Source organism: Bacillus sp. S3 (assembly GCF_005154805.1).
Classification (GTDB): domain Bacteria; phylum Bacillota; class Bacilli; order Bacillales; family Cytobacillaceae; genus Neobacillus.
The window spans coordinates 2,120,367-2,143,362 of record NZ_CP039727.1 but is presented as its reverse complement, the minus strand read 5'-3'; the positions used below and the strand labels follow the sequence as shown (position 1 = coordinate 2,143,362).

The 22,996-nt window shown below is 40.6% G+C and carries 20 protein-coding genes and 1 pseudogene; 3 read left to right on the top strand and 18 right to left on the bottom strand.

All coding sequences use genetic code 11. The features are described from left to right. Nucleotides 1–57: 57 nt before the first annotated feature. Complete coding sequence (locus FAY30_RS10265) at nucleotides 58–1,041, bottom strand: hypothetical protein (RefSeq protein ID WP_149869789.1); 984 nt, start codon at nucleotides 1,039–1,041, stop codon at nucleotides 58–60. 129 nt (nucleotides 1,042–1,170) lie between these two features. On the opposite strand from FAY30_RS10265, the gene FAY30_RS10260 reads away from it, so the two are divergent. Beyond that, on the top strand, nucleotides 1,171–1,653 hold the full coding sequence (locus FAY30_RS10260) for a GNAT family N-acetyltransferase (protein WP_149869788.1): 483 nt from the start codon (nucleotides 1,171–1,173) through the stop codon (nucleotides 1,651–1,653). A 105-nt stretch (nucleotides 1,654–1,758) separates the two neighbouring features. On the opposite strand, the gene FAY30_RS10255 is transcribed toward FAY30_RS10260, so the two are convergent. The 5 genes from FAY30_RS10255 to FAY30_RS10235 form a co-directional block, all read right to left on the bottom strand. Continuing rightward, nucleotides 1,759–2,331 carry a histidine phosphatase family protein gene (locus FAY30_RS10255; RefSeq protein ID WP_149869787.1) on the bottom strand — a complete coding sequence of 191 codons (573 nt, stop codon included), beginning with the start codon at nucleotides 2,329–2,331 and terminating at the stop codon, nucleotides 1,759–1,761. Between the two features lie 79 nt (nucleotides 2,332–2,410). Then, nucleotides 2,411–2,989 carry a uracil-DNA glycosylase gene (locus FAY30_RS10250; RefSeq protein WP_149869786.1) on the bottom strand — a complete coding sequence of 193 codons (579 nt, stop codon included), beginning with the start codon at nucleotides 2,987–2,989 and terminating at the stop codon, nucleotides 2,411–2,413. A 34-nt stretch (nucleotides 2,990–3,023) separates the two neighbouring features. After that, nucleotides 3,024–3,542, bottom strand: coding sequence for a hypothetical protein (locus FAY30_RS10245; protein WP_149869785.1), 519 nt, complete (start codon nucleotides 3,540–3,542; stop codon nucleotides 3,024–3,026). Between the two features lie 83 nt (nucleotides 3,543–3,625). Next, entirely contained in the window at nucleotides 3,626–4,816 is a 1,191-nt protein-coding gene (locus FAY30_RS10240; protein WP_149869784.1) for a DUF2812 domain-containing protein, read from the bottom strand. Next, entirely contained in the window at nucleotides 4,813–5,142 is a 330-nt protein-coding gene (locus tag FAY30_RS10235) for a PadR family transcriptional regulator (protein WP_190284862.1), read from the bottom strand. The genes FAY30_RS10240 and FAY30_RS10235 overlap by 4 nt, the downstream gene beginning before the upstream one ends. Before the next feature lie 200 nt (nucleotides 5,143–5,342). Between FAY30_RS10235 and FAY30_RS10230 the strand changes: the two are divergent. Then, a pseudogene (locus FAY30_RS10230) lies at nucleotides 5,343–6,997 on the top strand (FAD-binding dehydrogenase). A 74-nt stretch (nucleotides 6,998–7,071) separates the two neighbouring features. On the opposite strand, the gene FAY30_RS10225 reads toward FAY30_RS10230, so the two are convergent. The 6 genes from FAY30_RS10225 to FAY30_RS10200 form a co-directional block, all read right to left on the bottom strand. Then, nucleotides 7,072–10,209, bottom strand: a complete 3,138-nt coding sequence (locus FAY30_RS10225; protein ID WP_149869783.1) for an AAA family ATPase — start codon at nucleotides 10,207–10,209, stop codon at nucleotides 7,072–7,074. Continuing rightward, nucleotides 10,206–11,351 carry an exonuclease SbcCD subunit D gene (locus tag FAY30_RS10220; protein ID WP_149869782.1) on the bottom strand — a complete coding sequence of 382 codons (1,146 nt, stop codon included), beginning with the start codon at nucleotides 11,349–11,351 and terminating at the stop codon, nucleotides 10,206–10,208. Before FAY30_RS10220 ends, FAY30_RS10225 begins: the two co-directional genes overlap by 4 nt. Nucleotides 11,352–11,697: 346 nt before the next feature. Continuing rightward, nucleotides 11,698–11,898, bottom strand: a complete 201-nt coding sequence (locus tag FAY30_RS10215) for a cold-shock protein (RefSeq protein WP_007083969.1) — start codon at nucleotides 11,896–11,898, stop codon at nucleotides 11,698–11,700. Nucleotides 11,899–12,259: 361 nt separating this feature from the next. Next, on the bottom strand, nucleotides 12,260–14,071 hold the full coding sequence (locus FAY30_RS10210; protein ID WP_149869781.1) for a TIGR04190 family B12-binding domain/radical SAM domain protein: 1,812 nt from the start codon (nucleotides 14,069–14,071) through the stop codon (nucleotides 12,260–12,262). Between the two features lie 159 nt (nucleotides 14,072–14,230). Then, nucleotides 14,231–14,584, bottom strand: coding sequence for an ArsR/SmtB family transcription factor (locus FAY30_RS10205; protein WP_149869780.1), 354 nt, complete (start codon nucleotides 14,582–14,584; stop codon nucleotides 14,231–14,233). A 22-nt stretch (nucleotides 14,585–14,606) separates the two neighbouring features. Then, nucleotides 14,607–16,355 carry a SulP family inorganic anion transporter gene (locus FAY30_RS10200; RefSeq protein ID WP_149869779.1) on the bottom strand — a complete coding sequence of 583 codons (1,749 nt, stop codon included), beginning with the start codon at nucleotides 16,353–16,355 and terminating at the stop codon, nucleotides 14,607–14,609. 506 nt (nucleotides 16,356–16,861) lie between these two features. Here FAY30_RS10200 and FAY30_RS10195 point away from each other — a divergent pair. After that, complete coding sequence (locus FAY30_RS10195; protein WP_149869778.1) at nucleotides 16,862–17,653, top strand: TIGR00266 family protein; 792 nt, start codon at nucleotides 16,862–16,864, stop codon at nucleotides 17,651–17,653. A 90-nt stretch (nucleotides 17,654–17,743) separates the two neighbouring features. On the opposite strand, the gene FAY30_RS10190 is transcribed toward FAY30_RS10195, so the two are convergent. The 6 genes from FAY30_RS10190 to FAY30_RS27120 all read right to left on the bottom strand — a co-directional run bounded on the left by FAY30_RS10190 (nucleotide 17,744) and on the right by FAY30_RS27120 (nucleotide 22,526). Further along, on the bottom strand, nucleotides 17,744–18,763 hold the full coding sequence (locus FAY30_RS10190) for a hypothetical protein (RefSeq protein ID WP_149869777.1): 1,020 nt from the start codon (nucleotides 18,761–18,763) through the stop codon (nucleotides 17,744–17,746). After that, the gene (locus FAY30_RS10185) at nucleotides 18,760–19,635 is read right to left on the bottom strand and encodes an ABC transporter permease subunit (protein WP_149869776.1); all 876 of its coding nucleotides are present in this window, start codon (nucleotides 19,633–19,635) and stop codon (nucleotides 18,760–18,762) included. The genes FAY30_RS10190 and FAY30_RS10185 overlap by 4 nt, the downstream gene beginning before the upstream one ends. A 101-nt stretch (nucleotides 19,636–19,736) precedes the next feature. Then, complete coding sequence (locus FAY30_RS10180) at nucleotides 19,737–21,197, bottom strand: DUF4153 domain-containing protein (protein WP_149869775.1); 1,461 nt, start codon at nucleotides 21,195–21,197, stop codon at nucleotides 19,737–19,739. Between the two features lie 72 nt (nucleotides 21,198–21,269). Beyond that, on the bottom strand, nucleotides 21,270–21,908 hold the full coding sequence (locus FAY30_RS10175) for an HAAS signaling domain-containing protein (RefSeq protein ID WP_149869774.1): 639 nt from the start codon (nucleotides 21,906–21,908) through the stop codon (nucleotides 21,270–21,272). Beyond that, nucleotides 21,889–22,236, bottom strand: a complete 348-nt coding sequence (locus FAY30_RS10170) for a PadR family transcriptional regulator (protein ID WP_149869773.1) — start codon at nucleotides 22,234–22,236, stop codon at nucleotides 21,889–21,891. Before FAY30_RS10170 ends, FAY30_RS10175 begins: the two co-directional genes overlap by 20 nt. A 116-nt stretch (nucleotides 22,237–22,352) precedes the next feature. After that, nucleotides 22,353–22,526, bottom strand: a complete 174-nt coding sequence (locus FAY30_RS27120; RefSeq protein ID WP_190284861.1) for a hypothetical protein — start codon at nucleotides 22,524–22,526, stop codon at nucleotides 22,353–22,355. Between the last annotated feature and the right edge of the window lie 470 nt (nucleotides 22,527–22,996).

The window sequence follows — 22,996 nt, the reverse complement described above, 5'->3', positions numbered from 1 at the left end:
GAAGGGTTTATGATTGGGTAAATGTAGAAAAATAAATCCCTAAAGAAGGGGAAAAACTTAAATTACACCTATTACATCTGGCCCATTTTCTTCGAGCTGGCCGGTATGCAAATTATATAAATCCAACCCCCATCCTTGAATCAAAGAGGTATCCAATGTGCTCCATTTTTCCAAGGTCTGAAGCTCCTCTATTCCAAAAGCTAATTTAGCCATCCTGCTCATTATGACAAACGATGAATATGGATGAGGAAAGTTCGGGTCATTTTTCGCTTCATATGAAAATTTTTTTAGCAATCTGAATGGTCTCGGTTCATAAATGAGTTCAACCAGCTTCGCCCGATATTCTAAATCTTTTGGGAGCAAATGAGGAAAGCGCGTATAATCACTTAGATGCTGTGCTTCGTGTTTTAAATAACTCACTTGAAACTCACTGCTATCCAGTTTTATTCTCTTTCTCTTCGGTCCATCATCCACGTAATAAAGTCCGTCAGCTTTAGCCCAACCTCCGGCATATTTTTCGCCAAACGTAGCAAAATGGAGCCAGCTTAACATAATAAAATCACTGAGGAAGTAGACCGTAACATCCTGTGTTTCGTGTGGCAGCTCAACCCTGAAGTCCATTTTCTTTGTTGTCTTCCAAATATAGGGCCCTCTAAATGGAGCCGTGACACCCCCTAAAAATCGGAAGCCCTTTTCCTCAAAAATCACTTCTAATTTGTCTTCGATTTGATCAATGCTGGCAGTTAAATCATTCATGTGAAGGATTTGGCTTAAAGTCTGAACCAGCTGAGTTTCCGCATCTTCTACATTTTTCTCTGTTAGCACGGAAGTAAAATACTGATAATATGCTAATAAAACTTTTCTAATCCAAAGGTCATCCGTCTTAAAGCGATAGGTCGGCTGTCCTCCAAAAAAACGATTAAAATACCTGGACTTTAATTCCTGATATTTATCACTTTTATTTGGAATTGAGCGGAGGTACTCAAAAGCAGCTGTTACATCCCCCTGTAAACAATAGGCATAGAATTTAGACTCGTCCATTCCGTTCCCCTCTCGAATATTTCTATAATGTTTTATTAGATTCTTCTAACAAAAATCCTTTTTTTCGAAAAAAAAAGGAAACTGACGCATCTTGTCTAATAAATAATGAAGAGGATAGGAGGTTGCACAATGATAAAACTTGTGAAAGTAATGAAAGAAGAAGAGCATATTTTGCATAATTTAATGCAATATTATATTTATGATTTTAGCCAATATTTATCTGCTATTACTTTAGAACACGATGGTTCGTATAAGCCGTTTGATTTGACGCCATTTTGGGTGAACCCGAACCTGCACCCCTTTTTTATAAAAAAGGAGGACGAACTGATTGGCTTCGCACTCGTTGAAAGTGCATCAGAAACAGAGCCAAACGCCATTCAAGAATTTTTTATCATTCGAAAATATGCAGGTAAAGGGTATGGAAAAATCGCTGCTACTCAAATCTTCAGCTTATTTCCTGGTAAGTGGTTCGTCACCCAAGTGGAAAGGAACTACCCGGCACAGGCTTTTTGGAGGAGCACCATTTCAGCATATACGGGCGGTAACTATCGTGAGAGATATGATCAAAAGAGAAGGTCTATACAAGAGTTTGATACAAACTCCCTTAGTTAAATCTCTTTGGCTCCTCTGTTTGGATAACACACAAAAAATATTCATACTAATCATTAATCGCCGTTGGTTCATTCGGTCTACTAAACTATCAGACCCAAATTTATCTTATTGCGATAGATGAGAAACCTGATTAAAGGTCCTAACTTTCCAACCATTTTCATGATAATGGATATCACTGATACAAGCATTTTGTATTCTTGTTTTCCCATATCCCAATTCACCATTCGAGATCTCAGCCAAAATTGAATTAATAACAGCTCCATGTACAACGAGGATCACTTTTTGATTTGGATAGTTATGATTTATTTTTTCTAATCCGTTCATCACCCGTTTCGTCAGTGATTCCTCATCTTCTTGATTAGGATACATATGGTCTGGATATTTTGCCCTCCTTTCTTCGAGGGTCATCCCTTCTGCATCCCCGAAAAATTTCTCTTTAAAGTCCCCCATCTCTACCAAAGGGATATGCAAATTTTCATTAATGATTTCTGCAGTAACTTTCGCCCTTTTAAGTGGACTTGTGATGATTACATCCCATGACGACTGTTTCAGGAATTGCCCACACTCCTTAGCTTGTTGAATGCCTTTCGCATTTAATGGAATATCGGTACTTCCTTGAATTCTGCCAGCAGCATTCCAATCCGTTTCACCATGACGAACTAAGAAAATAGTTGTAATGTTGACCTTCCCCTTTCCGTTTCTATAAAATAGAAAAGCGATACTTTAGTCGATCTCAGTATCGCAGTTAATTATGTTTCTATGTTAGTTGATTTTGGTAATGTTTTGCAACTAATTTCCAATCTTCCACAAATGTTGACCAAAGATTTGGCCGGCGCCGAACGGCTAATGGATGATAACCAACGGCTGTTGGATATCCTTTCACGTGATGAATAGCACCACGAAGTGACTTTACCTCTGCTTCAGAATCTTGAAAAAAAGACTGGACCGCAACATTCCCTAGGCACAAAATTAACTTTGGATCTTTTTCTTTAAGCTGATGATCAAGGTGAATCATGCACGTTTGCCGAACCCGTTCTTTATCATATGCACGCACAGGCTTTCTTTTCAAAATAAAAGTCACGTACAAATCTTGCATGGTTAAACCAACCTCGTCAGCAGCCTGCTGCAGTGTTTGTCTTGTCCCACAGACAAAAGAATTCCCTTCGCGTTCTTCGCGGGCTCCCGGATTATCTAAAATAATCATGATGGGGGCGCTTGGATTCCCTTCCCCCCAAACCATTCGTGAACCATGCTGGTCCAGACCACATTTACAGCAATTTATTTGATCTTCCGGTGTTGGTTCTTCCGGCCAAAGAACTGGACAAAATTCCGGCATGCAAGTTACCTCCAGATTGCTTATTGTAGCTCAATTAACCTTTGCTGTTATATTCTTTCTTTTCCTTCATGTAATCTTGTTCACATTTTAACAACTTATATTTAATAGCATCCCCTTTTTTCTTTTTCTTTTCTATGACTTCCCACTTAAGATCATTAAGTTTTAAATGGACAGCAACATTCGTGTTGTCCGGTTGTTTATAAAGTAAATAGGCCACACCGGGTTTTACAAACAATGTCGGTTTACCTCGGGATGCGACGATAAATTGTTGATGGAGCGATTGATAATATTCATCGATTTCTTTTCCGCCATAAATCATATTAGCAGCATCTAATCCTCGATCCGTAACCTCTATATAGCTTTGATCATAAATGTCCAGATCATGGCTGGCACTAATATCCTTCATGATTGCCTTATTATATTGCATATCTCGATTTTTCATATTTTCTAAACAATCGGGAGATAATCTTGGCAGTTCATCTGCCTGGCTTTTCAGGGAATTAAAGCACAATAAGAGAACTATTCCCGAAAAAATAATGGTGGTTTTTTTCATCTCAAACACCCCTAATAATGTATGAACATATTATTCTGCATTTAAGGATGATTCATACAGAGCTATACATTTTGACGAAAATTTCAACCAATCCGCTTTTTTAAACGGTTATAGTACATCCATGTCCTGACCGAAAAGCTGCCAAAAGTCAATATGGCTAAAACCATCACAATAATTGTAAAAATGTGTTGTGAGTCTAGTTTATAATCATCAATTAATTCGATACCCAATCCCAAATTAACCATATAGACCAAAATTAGTGGCAGGAAGAGGCAAGTGTAGACGATTGCGACTTTTCTTGCTTGTTTTAATTGATTCGTTTTATCGCTATAAATGACCGGCTTCATTTCACCTTTGAGATATTCCCTGCTCCAGATGGTCCATTTTTGTAATGATCCAAGTGACACAAACATCTTCTTCCAGCCGGCATCTTGATGGATGTCAAAATAGCTTTCATCGGAAATGTTTTGATAATCAGCACAATAACTGATTTTCCGCGAATGTCCCTTCAGGAAAAAAAATATTGTTCCTGTTTTACTCACACGATAGAGGTTAAATCCCTCATCCTCCATTTTCTCGAGCCACTGTTCCAGCTTATCCGGGGCATACATCCAACCTAGCTTTCGCTTTCTAATCAGCCTGCCCGATTGCTTGTATTCCTTTTCCTCCGATTTGCTCAAATAAGTTTTTCCTAGAGTATTTTGTGTAGTTGCTTTTTCATTCAATAGATTTTTATTTGTTTGATGAATTTTTATTACCGTATAAACTGCGAGTACGAATGCAATTACTAAGACCGCAAAATATAAATAGGTGAAAATCCAGTATGGACTCTCAACAACCTCCACCTGAGAATCTGGTGATAGTAAACTGAGCCCGAAACTACTAAGAAAAAATATGAGTATCATCGAAAACCAAAACAGAATAATCCCAAAAATATTGGAAATAATGCGATTGTGTTTGATGATTCCATCACGGACAGTCGAGGTTTTAATCTGCGCCATCGGCCTTTCATTCGATGTGACAAACCAGCTGCCTGCACGCAAAACCTTGGTCCACCCTTCATTCATTAACACACTTGCTAGTGATTCCCCTTGCATTTTATCGAAGCCAATTCGGTATGTTAACGTTTTTGGCTCCCCTTTCCGAAAATAAAAACAACGAGCAATCCGATTGATTTTCTCTAAAAAAAAGCCATTTTCCGCCATATGCGAGAGCCACTTTTCAGTTTTTTGGACATCATAGCTCCAGAAGGGCCTTATTACTTTTTTGATCATAAAAACTCCCCCTCGTATTTCAATGCATTCTGATGCAGCTCCTTCAGCCGCTTGATCTCAGCAGTAATCAGTGTTTTTCCGATTTCCGTTACCTCGTACACTGTTTTTCTTTCTTCGTCAGCAAATACCGTAATGATTCCATCCTTTTGCATTTTCGTCAGTGTTCCGTAAACAGTTCCGGAGCCTAATATAATTCGCGAGTTCGTTATGTCTTCAACATGTTTAACAATTCCATATCCATGCCGAGGTACCGAAAGCGAAAGCAAAATGTAAAAAGCCGTTTCTGTCATAGGTACATATTTTTTCAAGACCTTCTCAGTGTCCAAAACCTCACCTCATCGTTTAAAACTACGTCGTAAGTAAATATGTCTTGCTATGACTATATCACGATGTGACATATAAATCAATCACACTTTTTCCAAAAAATTCTTTTAAAGAACAAGGAAATCGTATATTGAGCAAGAACCGTGCTATAATAAGTGATATTTATTTTTCCGAATTTTCAAAACATAAAGGAGGAAGTTGCTTGAACTATGATGTCATTGTTGTGGGTGCCGGCCTCGCAGGTTTAGTGGCTGCCGCTGAACTTGCAGATACCGGAAAGAACGTTCTCCTTTTAGACCAAGAACCAGAAGCATCGCTTGGTGGACAGGCTTGGTGGTCATTTGGCGGATTATTTCTCGTCGATTCACCGGAACAGCGAAGGATAGGTATTAAGGATTCCCGGGAACTTGCCTGGCAGGATTGGTTAGGTGCGGCTGGCTGGGACCGTGAGAACGACGAAGATTATTGGGGGAAAAAGTGGGCAGAGGCCTACGTTGATTTCGCTTCTGGTGAAAAACGCAAATGGCTATATGACATGGGGGTTCGATTTTTCCCAGTGGTTGGCTGGGCAGAGCGCGGCGGCTATCTGGCTGAAGGGCACGGCAACTCTGTTCCAAGATTTCACATTGTCTGGGGAACAGGTCCAGGTCTTGTAAGCCATTCGAAGACAGGGTTCGAAAAGCGATAGCAAATGGCCTGATTGATTATCGCCCCCGCCATCGGGTAAATGAGTTGCGTAAGGAAAATGGCGCGATTGTCGGTGTCCGCGGAGATGTTCTTGTACCAAGTTCCGCTGCACGCGGCGAAGCAAGTTCTCGTGAAGTTGTCAGCGACTTTGAATTCCAAGCACAAGCTGTGATAGTGACAAGTGGCGGAATCGGCGGCAACCACGAACTCATACGGAGAAATTGGCCTACAAGACTTGGGGCGGCTCCGAAAAATATGATTTCCGGTGTGCCTGAACATGTGGATGGGCGAATGCTGGCGATTACGGAGAGGGCTGGCGGCCGTATCGTCAATCGGGACCGGATGTGGCATTATACCGAAGGCATTAATAACTGGAATCCAGTTTGGCCCATGCATGGTATCCGCATCCTTCCCGGCCCGTCTTCCTTATGGCTCGATGCAACAGGAAAGCGCTTCTCCGCTCCGAACTTCCCTGGTTTCGATACACTCGGAACACTGGAAGCCATCATGAAGACTGGCTATGATTATTCGTGGTTTATTTTAACGCAAAAAATAATTGAAAAAGAGTTTGCTTTATCAGGTTCCGAGCAGAATCCCGACTTAACCGGAAAGAGTATTAAAAAAGTATTAGCTCGCGTTCTGCCAGGTCCAACAGCACCCGTCAAGGCATTTATGGAAAAGGGTGAAGATTTCGTTATCGCCAATACTCTGCCGGAACTCGTTGCAGGAATGAACAAGCTGACTGGAGAAAGTTTGTTAAACCTCTCCGATATTGAACGACTGATTCTTGCAAGAGACAGAGAGATTGAAAATAAATTTACGAAAGATCTGCAAATAACCGCCATGCGCGGTGCACGGAACTATTTGGGTGACAAGCTGATAAGAGTAGCTCCGCCTCATAAAATTCTCGATCCAAAAATGGGTCCATTAATCGCAGTGCGTTTAAACATCGTCAGCCGCAAAACACTGGGCGGGCTGCAAACGGATTTATCTGGGAGAGTTCTTGATTCATCTGGAAACCCCGTTCCGGGTTTATATGCGGCCGGTGAGGTTTCCGGGTTTGGCGGCGGCGGCATTCACGGGTATCGTTCACTGGAAGGAACCTTCGTCGGCGGCTGCTTGTTTACTGGACGGCAGGCAGGACGCGCGCTAGCTAAAGAATTAAAATAATACAGGAGATAAAAAATACAAAAAGGCAGTGAAATTACATCTCGATGAATTTCGCTGCCTCTTTGATTAAGGAGTTAATTCGTAAACATAAATTCCGTTCTACTGCCGGTCTGGTCAGAAATAACTTCGAGTCTGACATCAATTCTCTCTTTTAATTCCGGGACATGCGAAATAATACCGACCAAACGGCCGCTGCTTTGGATGTCCATCAATGCTTCAATGGCTTGGTCAAGCGACTCAGGGTCTAGCGTACCAAATCCTTCATCGATAAACATCGTTTCCAACGAAACACCGCCAGCATAGTTTTGCACCACATCTGCCAGCCCCAACGCTAAAGATAAGGACGCTTTGAAGCTTTCCCCGCCAGATAAGGTTTTTACATGGCGTTCCTGTCCTGTGTATTGGTCAAAGACAAGCAATTCTAATCCGCTCTGGGCGTTTCCTTTTGAGCGATCCGTTTTTCTAAGCAATTGAAAGCGTCCTGAAGTCATTTTTCGCAGACGGACATTTGCCTCTCGTAAAATATCATCTAAGAAGGCCGCGAGCACATATCGCTCAAACGTGATTCGGAAATTATTTTGACCTTTGGTTATTTCATAAAGATGGCCAATAAGCTTATACCGTTCCTCAAGCACTTTCATACTTTCATTTAATTGCTGAACACGGCTATAAATTTCTTCGTTATCACGTTTTTTAACAAAAAGATCATTTCGTTTTTGATTAAGGGCTTCAATCTCGCTGCCCATTTTTGCAAGCTCCTGTTTTAGCCCATCGACATCAGGTGTTTTTACGTCTATTAACAATTCAGTTAATTCTTTCAAACGGTCTGAAACCGAGCGCAATTCTTCACGATAACTGCGGATTTCAGATTCAAGACTGCGAATTTCTCCATCTGTTCGTTTTGCAGCTGCATAGGCTCCATATTTTTCAAAGCCCTGTTCCGATAATTTTTGAATAAAGATTTCTCGTTCTAAATCCAGTTCTTGATTTTTTTCGAATAAGTGCTTCTCGGCATCCCGCAATCTGGCTGATTCATTAGACAGTTTTTCTTTCACAGCCTGGAAGTTCCTCTGTGCTGCTTCCAACTGTTTCAGCAACTGATCATACTGATTTTTCGCAGCAAAAATAGCTTTCTCGTATTCTGTTTCTGAACGCAAATTCTCGGGAATCACGTTCATCATTCTTGTTAAATTTGTTTTCTGCTCTGTGTATTGCACCGTCAAGTCTGTCACTTCAGTGGAAAATTGACGAATCGCGTTTTGTAATGAAACCTTTTCAGCATCCCTTTTCTCTATTTCTAGTTTTACTTGACCAAGGAGCTTGATTTTCTGATCCAGGTCAGCTTGAATTCGCAATAGCCCGTTTTTGGCAGCAACGGTCTCAGTTTTAACATCTTGTAAGTCATTTTCAGTAAAATCAGCCCGAACAGCGCGAATTTCCCGCTCTATTTCAGCAAGAGCTTCCCCTTGCATCTTTTCTGCTGATTGGCATTGGTATAGCTTTGCTTCATCCGCGGATTTTTCCTTCTCCCATTTGGCAGCCTGCTCTTTTGCCGCCTTCATATCCTGTTCACTTGGTATGCTTTCATCCAGCTGTAATGCCGGTGTTGGATGGTGCTCGGAACCGCAAACCGGGCATGCTTCCCCCGATTTCAGTTTGGATGCTAAAAGTGAGGCCTGCCCATGAAGCCATTTATTCTCCAAGTCCTCTACAAGTGCTTTTGCATCCATAAATCTAGCTGCTGTATTATCAAACCGGGCAGAAACTAGTTTAAGATTTTCCTGCGCCGTTTGATGGCGGATAAGTAAAGTCTCATATTTTTCAAAACGTTCAAGTTCCGCTTGCAGTCTTTCAACATGTCTTTCATTTTCTAAATAGGTTAACTGCCCTTTTTCAATCTCGGCCTTTTGCAGCTGCAGGGATTTCAGCATTTCATCATTTTGCCCCGCTTTTCCTTCAGCCTTTTGCAGTCTCTCCTTAGCCGTTTTCAAAAGTGCGCCCTTCACTGCCGTTTCCTTTACCAGAGAAGTATACGAATAAACATCATCTTTGATTTTAGCCAGATCATTCACTTCAGCAAGAGCAGCTTGTCTTTTGTCTTCGCGTTCCAGCTCTTTTTGCAGCTGCAGTTCCTGCTGTTTGGCGAGGTCCTCCAGTTCGGCTATTTTCATCTTTATTGTTTGAACATCTGCTGTCAGCTTATCAGCATCCCGCTTTAAGCGATGGCAAAGCTCTTCCTGTTTCGCCAACAACACAGCCTTCTGTGCCATTTGCACTTGCTGCACTTTTTCAACAAAAACATCCTTTTGAGTTTCAAGCCGCTCTTTTTGACTCTTCAAATCTTCTTTCATTTGCAGTTGTTTTACAATTGCTTCCGCTTCAAACAGCTGCCCCTTTAACCGGTCCTGCTCATGAAGCTTGTCCTTATAATTGCTATTCAATTGTTCGAGCATTTCACCCATCACAATAATTTCGGCTTGTAAAAGCGGCATGATGATGGTGTCATTTTCACTGCCCGCATTCAGGTATTCCTGAAGTTCCTGATTCGTTTCAGCTTGAATACGTCGAATCGCTTCATTACGCGACTGTACTTGGTCTTCAACAGACTTTTTTAGCTCTGTCGCTTCATCCTTCAACTTATCCTCGACCATTTTATACAGCTGGGTATGGAACAGGCGCTGTAAAATCAATTCTTTATCCTTACTGTCAGATGTTAACAATTTGCGGAATTCACCCTGAGGAATCATTAAGATTTGACGGAATTGATTCGCATCAATCAACATGATTTCCTTTATTTTTTCCTCTACATCACTTATTTTTGAAGCGAGCAGTTTTTTCTTTCCGTCTTCATCCCATATATATAACTCAGCTTTCGCACCAAGCTGAGTATAGCCATCGCCTTTTTCTTTCTTCTTCAGTTGCTGGGGCAATCTGGTGATGGAATAAACCTTATTTCGCAGCGAAAAATCAAGCGAGACCTCTGTTAACAAGTCATCGGAGGCAAATTGACTGCGAAGTTCGGGACCATTTCGATCTTCCCCGCTCGCCTTTCCATATATCGCATAACTAATTGCATCGAAGATTGTCGTCTTACCTGAGCCAGTTTTCCCCGAAATCACAAACATTGTTCGATTGCCGAGCTGGGTAAAATCAACCTCCTCTGTACCGGCATAAGGACCGAACGCCTGCATCGTCAGTTTTAACGGTTTCATCGTGCGTTCCCCTCCCGCAGCACTTTGTCTATTATTTCTGCCATGACCTCTTTTTTATCTAATGTAAAATCAGAAGTGGTCATTTCCCCGTAAAATTGTTCAAACAGTTCAATCTCTGACTTTTTCTCACTCCGAAGGGCATGAAAAGACTGTTTTTTCTTCAAATCGGTCAAATCCATTTTTCGTTCTAGGTGGAGGACATGGGGGTAAACCTGGCGTAATTTATTGATTGGATCGATTAACGCTCCTTCGTCCAGCAAGGTAATTTTTAAATAATCATGCAGCCGTTCTTTTTCATAAAATTGGGGGTCAAGCAGCTGATCCAAATAGCCTTCAAGCTCACGCATGTCATGCTTTGGTGTCAACGAGCGATAGCGGTGAGTAAAGTTCCCTTTCTCATCCATTTCAATAATGGAGATGGACTTTCTATGTTTCGCTTCCGAAAAAGAATACTTTAAGAGTGAGCCTGAATATTTTACCTTTTCGTGGTTAATGGCATCGGGACTGTGCAAATGGCCAAGTGCGGTATAGGAAAATGGTGCGAACAATTCGGCCCCTACACACCCAGAACCGCCAACCGATAATACTCGTTCAGAATCAGAGGTTTGACCTCCTAATACAAAGGCATGGCCAACCAAAACGTTTGGTTCATTTACATTCATAGAATCTTCCATTTTGCCGATCAGGGCCTTCATTGCGTCTTGATGGGAATGGATGGAGTCATCCTCTAGAAGTTGACGGACGACGCCAGGCTCAGCGTAAGGAACCAGGTAAAAATTTACGCCGCCAATTTTAACAGGCTTGAAGCTGTTTGTGAGTTTTCCTGAAAGATAGAACTGGCTGTGCTTGTACCACGAGCTGCCAAACGAAAGCCTCTCCGCACTGTCATGATTTCCGGCGATTGCCACAATTGGTGTCTCCAACTCCACATTGATTTTAAAAAGGATTTCATCAAGCAGTTCAACGGCATCTGTCGGCGGCACAGAACGGTCATAAAGGTCACCGGCAATAATCACTGCGTCCGGCTTCTCTTCAGCGACAATGGCAGTGAATTGCTCAAGAACTTCACGTTGATTCTCTGTCATATAGACACCATGAACTAGCTTCCCTAAATGCCAGTCAGCTGTATGGATAAATTTCATCTGCATCACCTCTATTTTTATTTCTTCACTTTTCAATACTACTAGTATACCAAAATAGGATTAATCATGAGCCGGGAAATCATAACAAAAACAGCATGTTTAGAAAGAAAAGCGTAAGCGCCCTGGTCAGCGGCGTATGGCCTGGAGCACTCCAACTGAGATAAAGGAAACACGGTGAGCATAGCGAACCGATGTTGACTTATCGTAGGGCGGTGTGCGAAGGACACTAGCCGCTAGGGCGCTGGAGCTAGACATTTTTCAAAGTCGAAACTAATAAATTCATATATTAGAAGTAAAAAACAGCCCGGCACATTGGCCGGGCTGTTATAATTAGAGTTTGTCAGAATTACTTCTTAGTTACGTTAGCAGCTTGAGGTCCACGAGCTCCTTCAACTACTTCGAAAGATACTTCTTGACCTTCTTCTAAAGTTTTGAAACCTTCAGTTTGGATTGCAGAATAATGAACGAATACGTCGTTTCCGTCTTCAGCTTCGATGAATCCGAAACCTTTTTCTGAATTAAACCATTTTACTTTACCGTTTTTCATGTAAAAAAATCCTCCTATTGGCTTAAAATCTAAGCCGTGTGTAAAATTCACCAAATTACAACGTGATAGCTTTACCTTCATTTTCTTATCCAAACATTGGTTAAAACAAAATTTTGAACAAGCTTGAAATATAAATATAATCTCGTGCAACGGCTGTCTAAAATTTAACATTTTTAAGCCTGAAAGTCAAGTAACACAAGGGTGACAGAGACCTACATAATTCTACATTTTCGCCATAAAACCATTGCAAATTCATCATTATTTAAGCATCTAAATGCAAACGTTATCAGTCACTTGTCGCATTTTGTTGAAAAATATAGGTCAAAATCCTGGATAATGGAAATGAAGTCTCTTTTCCCCATTACTTTTCTATATTTCCACTCTGTGTATTTGGGCTCACTACACTATTTCGATCAATTTTTCCAAAACGGCATTTTATATTCTTTTTGATGTCCTTCACCAGTAATTCCAAACCGATATAGGTTAAGGAAGGGAAGTCGGCAAATAGCTTTTTAACCTCCCATTTCAGTTCATTCTTACCGCAGATACTATGTCGATTGATTTTGTCTACCTCTTCTTTAATTTTTACCATTTCTACCTTCCGTACATCATCCGGTAAAAGTGCCAATTCGTCTAATCGTTTAAGAAATTCGACTGATTTTTCGATCTTCACCGCTACTTCATCATGAACGTCCTTTGGTACAATCTTATTCTTATATTTAAATTCGTTTAGTTTCAAGGCCGAATCATAAGTGGCTCTAACGATCTCCTCCCTTGTCATTTTGTTCGTTTCGTAACTCAGCATATTTTTCCAAGATGGCTGCTTCATTGCCTCGCGGAAATCTTCCAGCCGATGGCAGAATTTTTTATAGCCGTATTTTTCCGGATTTTCGAAGGCTGGGCTTCCTGGGTCAAGAAATGGCGAGAGCGGGGCAACAAAGTATGAAATTCGTAAATCTCCGCCACATTCTTTGTGAATAATTTCACAAAGGTCAACATTCCGTATGGCACTGTCATAGTCTTGATTAGGGATACCCGTCATAAAGAATAAATCGATTTTGGCACAGCCATGTTTTAGCGCAAATTGCAGCATTTCAATTACTTTGGCATTTGTGCATGGCAGTTTGCCATTATATTTCCGGATATCTTCATCTGCAGATTCCAGCGTCAGCTCAATACTATATTTGGGCATTGCTTTGTTTAACCGCTTGAAAAATTCTTCGTCTGCATAATTGAATAATTCAAAAACAATTTCGTTCTTCAAATCGATTTTTTCCAAGCCAGTTAGGAATTCATCTACGTACTCTTTGCCACCCTGTCTGATATCATTTAAAAGGAAAATGGGTGCCCTGGTAAATCGTTGAATGAGCACGATATCCTCCAGCATTTTCTTCGGGGAGCGCATCACCAGTTTTTTTCGATTACAGTTAAGTTCATATGCATCTTTGGAACCGCCGCAAATTAAACAATTGTACGTGCAGCCCTTTGATGTCAGGATGGCTGTATTCGGGTACTGCAGCCACCCTTTGTATGGCAGCGGGTCTAACAGATTAAAATACTTAAATACCGATCGGATGATGTAACGGTATCCGGGTAAATTAAAGTCATCCAGACTATCAGGGACATACGTCATTTCATTATAATGATAGTTTTCTCCCGTTTTCCATGTTAGGTTTGGTATATCAAAAAAATGGTCTGTTTCGTTCTTTTCCAATTTATTTAACAGCATCAAGACCAGCTTTTCGGTGGTATCTCCTCTCATTACGAAATCGATACACGGATATTCAATGAGCTCCTTATGGAAATAGGTGCTGGATAATCCGCCAAACATAACCGGTGTATTGGGATGATACTTCTTTACAATCTTTGCAAGTTCCACACTGCCGTGTGCATGCGGGAGCCAGAGGAGGTCAATCCCAAACGCCTTGGTCTTCACTTTTTTGATTTTCTTCTCAACATCAAATTTGGGATTTAGCAGCATACGATTGGCAATATTGATAATCTTTACTTTTAGACCAAAACGCTCTAAATAATCCCCAATGCTTGTTAACCCAATCGGGTACATTTCAAATACAGGTGAAGATGGAACAACGTCGCTAATCGGCCCGGTAAATAGCATTTCTTCGCGGAAATCGTAAACGGTAGGAGGATGCAGCAATACTAAATCATACATATTCAATCACCTTCCTAAAATTTCTATATCTCGTACTCCTACCATAATAGTAGTCTATTTTTCTGCGAAAAAACGGCCTAATTATTACAAAAAAATGATAAATTCCATAATATAACAATTATCTCTTTTTCACCTTTCAAATAGAAAAAACCGAAGAATTTAATTCTTCGGCAACATTGGTTCTTCCTCATCCTCTTTAAATTTATCTAGGATAGTGATTGTGTCTACAAGATGATTGTTAAAAATTTGTTTTGCCACCGCTAGTAACTCGATAATCATCGGATCCTTTAATGTGTAAATGACTTTGTTTCCTTCTTTTGTACCAGTAACAATATTCTTCGCTCGAAGAATCGTTAGCTGCTGCGAAACAGCTGATCCCTCACTGCCCACAAGGGTTTGGATTTCGTTAACATTTTTATCCCCTTCTGCCAGCAGCTCTAAAATCCGTATCCTTAACGGATGCGCTAATGCTTTAAAAAAATCTGCTTTAAATCGCTGCATTTCTAAATTCAATTCAACAGCTCCTTTCCTATCCCTAGAAGGTAGCGGTAAGCTTTTTCCTGCTCCCTTCCACTCCTTCTTGAGCCGAGAGTTGTTTGCACTCCCTAAAGGCAAAATGTTTACAGCCCAGACACTTGTTCTGATTAATTTGAGAAAGCGCAAATTGAATGGCTTCTCCTGTATGTTCAAAGAAATGTTCCTTGCCGATTAGCTCATAGAGTCCTGTTTTTTTCAATACATTTTCAGGCTGCGGATTTAATCCCGATATCAATACTATACCATTTTTCGAAAAGTGATGAACAATCCGCGTTAAATTCGCTTCACCAGTGGTATCGATAAAAGGGACTCTGCCCATTCTTAGCAAAAGTATTTTTGGACGATAATTGATCGTATTCATGATTGTTTCTTCGAACGTCAGAGCTGCTCCAAAAAACAACGGCCCCTCCACGTTAAAAATGCTGATTTGCGGACAATCATGTGTATCTGAAACCATGCCTGTCTCAACCTTTTCATGCTTGGTCCGAGGGTTCGGCAATACCTTTTCAGTCACCATTACATCACTCATTCTCTTGGCAAAGAGAATAGCGGACATGATCAGTCCGACTTGGACCGCCATGGTCAAATTGACAAAAACAGTTAATAAAAACGTAACAACAAGTACTAATGAGTCTGTTGATTTTGTTTTTAAAATATGGGCAAATACTTTTCTCTCACTCATGTTCCATGCCACTACCATTAGGATTGGGGCCATACTCGCCAATGGAATATAAGAGGCATAGGGTGCAAAAAACACTAGGACGAGCAATACTACTACTCCATGAATCACACCAGAGAAGGGTGATACGGCTCCATTTTTTATATTTGTTGCCGTCCGGGCAATTGCACCTGTCGCTGGAATTCCGCCAAAAAGAGGCGTAATCATGTTGGCAATCCCCTGACCGACTAATTCTTTGTTGCTGTTATGCTTACTGTTGGTCATCCCATCTGCCACGACTGCTGAAAGCAGGGACTCAATCCCGCCAAGCATGGCAATAACAAACGCCGGTTTAATAAGTTTTATGATTATTTCAATATTAATGTCCGGGATATGGAGTTTGGGTAACGAACTTGGAATTTCACCATAAGCCGTTCCAATTGTTGCGACCTGACCCGGAAAAAACAGTGTCGCAGTCAGGGTGGAAACAATTAAGCCAATAAGCGGTCCCGGGACTTTTGGGGCAATTTTTGGCGTCAGGATGATCGTTGCTAAACAAATCGCCCCTGTCACCACACTATAAATGCTGGTTGTGTTCATATGGACAACCAATTCTTGAATGTTTCTTATAAATTCCTCATGCTTCTTTATTCCCTGTAAACCTAGGAAGCTATCAATCTGCCCTGTGAAAATTGTTACCGCTATGCCGGTTGTGAATCCAATGGTTACTGGTCTAGGAATATACTTGATTAAGGATCCCAGTTTAAATATTCCCATTAACAGCAGGATAATTCCCGCCATAAATCCGGCAATGAGTAAATTTTCATAGCCGTAAGTCATGACAATCCCAAACAAAATCGGGATGAAAGCCCCGGTTGGGCCGCCTATTTGATACTTTGAGCCGCCAAAAAAGGAGATGAGAATCCCTGCAACAACGGTCGTGTAGATTCCATACTCAGGCTTCACCCCTGAAGCAATGGCGAATGCCATGCCAAGTGGAATCGCGATGACCCCAACAATCACGCCTGCAAGGAGATCTTTTGGCAGGCTACTTAAGGAATAATGATGGAACCTTTTGTCAGTAAACATAATCACCCTTCTTATCTTCTTAATTGTGTATATCTGATTATTTGAATATACAATAATAGAGAACCATTAGCAAGCGTTTTGTTTTAAATATTTCACTTGTTTCTTTGAGCACGATAGTGTTATAATAGCTAAGCGATGAGCTGAGTTGTGTAAGCCGAGGAACATTCCTTTAAGGAGCACACTATGTGGAGTGTGGTTCTTCGCCTCAATACGCAAAAGACGTCTGTGAAAACAGACGTCTTTTTTTTATAGTTATGAATTTATAATTTTCGACTTTGAGAATTGTCCAGCTCCAGCACCCTAGCGGCTAGTGTCCTTCACACTCCGCCCTACGATAAGTCAACATCGAATCGCCTCCGGCTCTTCGTGTTTCCTTTATCTCAGTTGGAGTGCTCCAGGCCATACGCCGCTGACCAGGGCGCTTACGCTTTTCTTAAAATTAGCACTTTTTTCCTGAGTTTTTTATAATGAAGACAGGCTGTTACATAATAAATGGAGGGGTTGGAATGAATAACCACGAAATTGATTTCAAAATTTATGGCGATGATATGCAGTTTGTAGAAGTGGAGCTTGATCCGCAAGAGACGGTCGTAGCCGAGGCCGGCAGCTTTATGATGATGGATGATGATATACAAATGGAGACCATCTTCGGTGATGGGTCGGGCAGCGGCGGAAGCGGATTGATGGGTAAATTATTCAGTGCCGGTAAGCGGGTTATTACAGGTGAAAGCTTATTCATGACTACGTTTACGAATACTGGAATGGGTAAGAAGCACGTATCGTTTGCCTCACCATATCCAGGGAAGATCATTCCGATGGATTTAAGTATGCTGGGCGGAAAAATCATTTGCCAAAAGGATGCCTTCCTTGCTGCTGCAAAAGGCGTGCAGGTGGGCATAGAGTTCCAACGAAAAATCGGAGTTGGCTTCTTTGGCGGTGAAGGCTTTATCATGCAAAAGCTTGAAGGGGACGGAATGTGTTTTGTCCATGCCGGCGGAACGATAACGAAAAAGGAACTGCTCCCTGGCCAAACCTTACGGGTTGATACGGGATGTTTGGTGGCGATGACGAGCAATGTTCAATATGATATTGAATTTGTAAAAGGCGTTAAAACGGCTTTGTTCGGCGGCGAAGGTCTGTTCTTTGCGACATTGCGCGGCCCTGGTTCAGTGTGGATCCAATCACTTCCATTTAGCCGTCTAGCCAGCCGGGTATTTGCAGCAGCCCCTTCCCGCGGCGGCAGCAAAGATGAAGGCAGTGTCGCACGGGGTATTTTTGATATGTTTAGCGGTGACTAAGGCATTTTCTTTTAAAGCAGGACCATTTTTTTCTCGGCCCTGCTTTTTATTTCCAAAAATTTCGGAAGACATAATTTTATCATGCAGACATTATGCTTTTACCCTTTCTTGATTAACAAGAACAAAATCACCTCTCGACGAAGTTTCAGGAATCACATGTACATACTTCTTCTTTTTCGCTTTCATCTTCCTTATATCCGAACCATTGATATTTTCTTCCAGCTCTTTCTTCATCATATTCACAATCAAAATCACTAAAAAGAAGCCCATAACCGGGGTGAAGACGATCCAGGGGGAAAGCGCGAACTCAGTAAAATTTTGGCCAATTAATCCCGCCCACTCCTGTGATAATGAGGCATGCTTTACTTTGCCTGTTGGATCATCATAACCAAAAATCCCGGCCCGGTTCATTCCCCCAAGAAAAAGCTCAAAAATACTAAGCTGCATAGTTATCTGCAAAGTGCTTAGGATCTGTTGAACGGTAAATAAAAGACCGTAGGAACGCATGTAAGGCAGCAATTGCCTTTTAATAATATGAAATTTACCCGCTCCCATTAAAACTGAGCTTTGGACGAACGATGTGTTCAGTAATTCGTCAGTAATATCAGAGGCAAAAAGAGCAACCGATGGAAATCCGATAAACACTAAAACGAAAAGCTGATAAGTAACAATAGAAGTGATATTCGCATCATTTGGAGCCCCAACAATTGGGATCATCAAAATAATCGCAAGTAAGATGGACGGAATATATCGCATCGTTAAGAAAAAGTCTTTAAAATAACTTTTTAAATTTGGTGCCCAAAGAGACAAAAACAGGCCAAATATACCGCCAATCATCACCCTAAGAAAAGCCACAATAAATGCTGTAAGTAACGTAAATTTAGCCCCGTAAAGGAGAACCCAGTGCAAATCCTCTCCATTGCGGGAAGTCCCTAACCAATGTGTTTCTGATGGTGGGAACGGAGCCCTGGCAATTACTTTTCCTAATTCATCTTTTACTAATATTTGTTGATTGAAATCCGCAGGACCATAATAGGGGTATAAAAAACTCATCATTAATAGAAACAGCAGCAGGGATGAACCAATGATCGTCTTTTTATAACGCCTCATAAACTAACGGCCTCCTTCCCTTTAACACGCTTTGAGATCAGCCATCCTGCCGCTTCCATTGCCATCAATGGAAGTGATAACATCAATAAGCAGGCTATTAGTGTGGCGAAATCTCCACCACGATAAATAATTTTTTCAAATTGCCTAGTAAAGCCGCTAATATTGAACATGTATTCGACAAGATAAATATTTGATAACAATACCCAAATGATTGTCCTTAGCTGTAGAATGATTAACGAAAAAATATTTGGAATCATATGTACGAGAAGCGTCCTTAACCGGCCCATTCCTTTTGCCTTCACATAGAGAACGTAAAGCTGATTTTGCTCCTCCGAAATCCGTTGAATCAGGAATTGCAAAAGCAAGAAAAGCGGCAGGAAGGAAATCGTAATAATGGGAATAAAATATGGTTTGGTATCAAATATTCCGTAAAGACGTAAAAACTTGAAACCTGTCGCTTTATACAGTGTTATGACAAAAAACTGAAATAAAAAAATAATGAGTAGATCCGGGACTGCCTCGAAAAAATTGACGAAGATTTTTACCCGATTTCTAATCTTTTCCGGCGCCAACATGATCATGATTGACGCAATGATGGCAACGAAGATGATGACAACAAGACTGACAAATAGAATCGTCATAGTATATTGATAACTTTCAGAAATATCCAGTTGCTTAAATAACCCTAAATACGTGGCATCGTTAAATTGGAGCAGAAATTTAATATCTGAAACCACAACCTTCCAAAACGTCTTGAAGTGAATATCAATTGAATCCTTTCCAATCCCAACTATTAAAGGTAGATTAAAAATAAACAGAAAACCAGCTATGACCAAAATCATTCTGATGAGTAAATGGACAAACCGTTTCAATATTCCCCCTCCTTACATCTAATTTTTAAATATTCCTAAAATGATTAGACGGCAGATCCATTCAATTTGTTTCAAAGAAAAAAGCATCGTAATGGATGCTTTTAAATAGAAAGACTTTGTAATTTTTTCTTCGCCTGCTCTTTTTTTAGGTTAAATGATTCCCATGATGTGCTCTGGGTCCGGGCTTCTTTTTGCCGTTCTAGTAATATGGTTTGTAATCCGGTAAGCGTCTGATCTCTTTCATATAGTTCAATCAAGCCAAGCACACCTGTAGCAGATAGGCTGTTTAAATACTGAATATCAATTTTTCCGCTTTGCTCGTAGCGGTTCAGATTTTCTTTTACGACAATTTGATCCAAGTCAATCACTGTTATGGCTGTGTAATAAAGTAAGGAGGTGATAAAATAAAAATGAAATAGTGAAAGTTTTTCCACCCAAATTTTCACCAATGTGTACGTAAATATGACTGCTAAGAAAATCATAAAGGAGTGAACTAGCACCCGCGTAAAGGTAAATCCATAGGCCTCCTCGTACAAGCCCATCCGTAAAAACGCGGAACACAGCATCACAGCACTGGAAAGGACAAGAATTGTCAGCATAATTTGTGATACCATTTTAAGTCCTTTTTTTCCACGATCACCCATCGTGACCACGGCAATGACAATAGACAAATTGATCATCGTAACAAACAAAAGTTCAAAAAATCCTTTTCTGGCATACTCTGCGTATGTCAAATCTCCCTGTAATGTTCCACTAAAGAAATACTTGAATTGTACGAGTACAAATAACACATAGACCGTATTGATTAAAAATAGGACTGTTATCGCAATTATAGAGTCAAGCTTCTGACTTTGCGCAGCGATGAAATCCTGCTTGAAAACTTTTATCGTCTTTTGGAAAAACACTTGAATAAAGCCAAAAAAAACAACTGTGTAGATTAGAATAATGATAAGTCTAAACATGCTTTCTCCATCAATCACCCGGAACCAATCCGGTATGCCTCCAACGATTCGTTCAAACTCGGTATCAGCCGTAATTAAAAGCCGTAATACGACGGCCAGGACGGGAATGGAAATGACCACTCCGATCAAGACCTTTTTCCAAATAAGTAATTTTTCTTCGTCCACACCTCTATTGATTCCTTTTCCCAAATAAGCAGCAAAAGCGGCATTATATTTTATTGCCTCTAGGAGCCGTGTTAATAGAAAGATAACAAAGGCAGGCTGGCTCCATCGGAAACTTTTCGGACTTGTTATTAACACAAGATGAAAAATAATCAGACCCGGTATCACCATTGTATTTAGTGCGTAAAACAACATATTATCGTTCAAAAAATAACTTGCTGACAGGAGCCAAATACAGCAAAGAACAAGATATCCAAAGCGTTGATGGGAAAAGGAAAAACGATGACTGCGCCAATAAAACACCAAATAAAAAGCCACGACAAACACAATATAGGAGATGCCGATTTGTCCATGAAAAAATGATTCTTCTGCAAGAATTCCGAGTGCCAAACATAAAACTAAAAAGATCCAATCCTTCTTACCAATATTCGTCACCATATTTCATCCCTCTTTTTTGTATAGATTTTCTACATATATAGTTTCACTAGGTATATTGGCAAAAAAAACTGCTCATACCGAAGCTTTCCGCCCCCATCGGTACCCAATCCAGCTGACCGGGTATAGGAGAATCGTAAAAATGATACAAGCAATGATAAACGTTTTCGTTAGTAACGGTGCGAACCATGAATGCGGGATAATCTGAAAAACGGTTAAGAACATTAATAGTAAATTGGGAATCAGCGACAGCAAGAACGTATTTCTAAGAAGTGTTCGTCCCCGATGTCCAAAGCCCTTCCCTATTTCATAGCCCAGTAAAGCCCAAAAGAACATATACAAAAAAGCGATCAGGGTCGGGATGGCCGTTAAATAACCCCATATGGCTGTTAACCATTCCCACTGAAAAAGATTATGCGCCAGCGTTAATAAACTTCCTCCACCGAAAAAAAGAATATTCAATAGGATGAATAACCATTTCATGTTACTCGGTGTAACGGATAGTTCTTCTCTCCAGAGTTCCGCTATTTCTTCAGGGCTCCCAAGTCTTCCAATTATCCGCTTCATCACTTCCTCTTCATTCGAACAATCCGAGGACTCAATCAGAATTTCATTAATATGCGATTCATATTCGAGGAGAATGTCTTCTTTATCTTGATGGTTTCCAAGACCTTCAGCTAATTCCTTAAGAAACCTATTCTTCTGCCGTTCCATGCTTTGATCTCCCAATCACCTTGTTCATTACTTGAACGAAGTCCTGCCATTCACGGGTTTTTTCGCCTAATAGCTCTTTTCCAGCACCAGTAATCTGGTAATACTTTCGTGCAGGACCCTTTTCCTGCTCCTGCCAATAACATTCGATGTATTCCTGCTTCTCAAGCTTATGAAGAGCGGGATAAAGGGTTCCTTCTTTTACACTTAAGCCATTGTCACTGCGTTTTTCTAACTCCTTGACCAATTCATAGCCATACATATCTCTTTCGTTTAATAATTGGAGTAAGATGAGCGAAGTACTGCCCTTTACCAATTCACGGTTAAACATGTTTTCACCTACCTAGAATTTTTAGGTACATAGAAATTCTACAACTCTTTTGATGCTTTGTAAAGAAGAAAGGAAAAAAATGTGGCGATGAGATCACCGCCACTTTTCTTACTTGATTATTTCATTTTTAAATTATTCCTTTGTCTTTCGATGTACTGGTCGCGTTCGCCGCCGTCGGATAGTTCTTCGGAAAACACTTGTTTTGCCTCCTCACCTACTAATTCACCCATCTTTATGGTCTTCGGCGGTAAATTATTATTCGGTGCAGCCTGTTCATTCCATTTAGCCATTTACTCACCTCTTTCCTCTAATAGTTTTTCCCTTTCTACTTAAAGATTCTCTTTCAAAATGTATTTTTCTCTTCACCAAAACCAGTAAATAATCATAAAAATATAATAGGAATGTAAAACAAATGGAAGTTAATCAACAAAATCCCCTCTATTGCCGTGAAACATTCAAGCATAAATATTCCATTTTTCCCCCATAATAGTAAAAAACGATGAGGTGAAGAAAATGGGACTGCTCAACTCATTTAATCAGTGGAAAGAGAATAGATATCAAAATCATGTGACGAATATGAAAGACCAAGGGAAATGTCCTGATTGCCAGGGTCGGGGTTATACCGTCTACCCCTATAATGAATTCGCTTACTTTAATTCATTCGAATGTCCGGGATGCCAAGGCAGCGGTCATTACACCGATTGGGAAGAGATGAAATAAGAAAAGCGCAAGCGCCCTGATCAGCGGCGTATGGCCTGGA

Excerpts from the sequence above, each read along its gene's own strand:
- FAY30_RS10265 (WP_149869789.1), bottom strand. The coding sequence starts at position 1,041 with ATGGACGAGTCTAAATTCTATGCCTATTGTTTACAGGGGGATGTAACA.
- FAY30_RS10260 (WP_149869788.1), top strand. The coding sequence starts at position 1,171 with ATGATAAAACTTGTGAAAGTAATGAAAGAAGAAGAGCATATTTTGCAT.
- FAY30_RS10250 (WP_149869786.1), bottom strand. The coding sequence starts at position 2,989 with ATGCCGGAATTTTGTCCAGTTCTTTGGCCGGAAGAACCAACACCGGAA.
- FAY30_RS10245 (WP_149869785.1), bottom strand. The coding sequence starts at position 3,542 with ATGAAAAAAACCACCATTATTTTTTCGGGAATAGTTCTCTTATTGTGC.
- FAY30_RS10240 (WP_149869784.1), bottom strand. The coding sequence starts at position 4,816 with ATGATCAAAAAAGTAATAAGGCCCTTCTGGAGCTATGATGTCCAAAAA.
- FAY30_RS10225 (WP_149869783.1), bottom strand. The coding sequence starts at position 10,209 with ATGAAACCGTTAAAACTGACGATGCAGGCGTTCGGTCCTTATGCCGGT.
- FAY30_RS10220 (WP_149869782.1), bottom strand. The coding sequence starts at position 11,351 with ATGAAATTTATCCATACAGCTGACTGGCATTTAGGGAAGCTAGTTCAT.
- FAY30_RS10215 (WP_007083969.1), bottom strand. The coding sequence starts at position 11,898 with ATGAAAAACGGTAAAGTAAAATGGTTTAATTCAGAAAAAGGTTTCGGA.
- FAY30_RS10210 (WP_149869781.1), bottom strand. The coding sequence starts at position 14,071 with ATGTATGATTTAGTATTGCTGCATCCTCCTACCGTTTACGATTTCCGC.
- FAY30_RS10200 (WP_149869779.1), bottom strand. The coding sequence starts at position 16,355 with ATGTTTACTGACAAAAGGTTCCATCATTATTCCTTAAGTAGCCTGCCA.
- FAY30_RS10195 (WP_149869778.1), top strand. The coding sequence starts at position 16,862 with ATGAATAACCACGAAATTGATTTCAAAATTTATGGCGATGATATGCAG.
- FAY30_RS10190 (WP_149869777.1), bottom strand. The coding sequence starts at position 18,763 with ATGAGGCGTTATAAAAAGACGATCATTGGTTCATCCCTGCTGCTGTTT.
- FAY30_RS10180 (WP_149869775.1), bottom strand. The coding sequence starts at position 21,197 with ATGGTGACGAATATTGGTAAGAAGGATTGGATCTTTTTAGTTTTATGT.
- FAY30_RS10175 (WP_149869774.1), bottom strand. The coding sequence starts at position 21,908 with ATGGAACGGCAGAAGAATAGGTTTCTTAAGGAATTAGCTGAAGGTCTT.
- FAY30_RS10170 (WP_149869773.1), bottom strand. The coding sequence starts at position 22,236 with ATGTTTAACCGTGAATTGGTAAAGGGCAGTACTTCGCTCATCTTACTC.
- FAY30_RS27120 (WP_190284861.1), bottom strand. The coding sequence starts at position 22,526 with ATGGCTAAATGGAATGAACAGGCTGCACCGAATAATAATTTACCGCCG.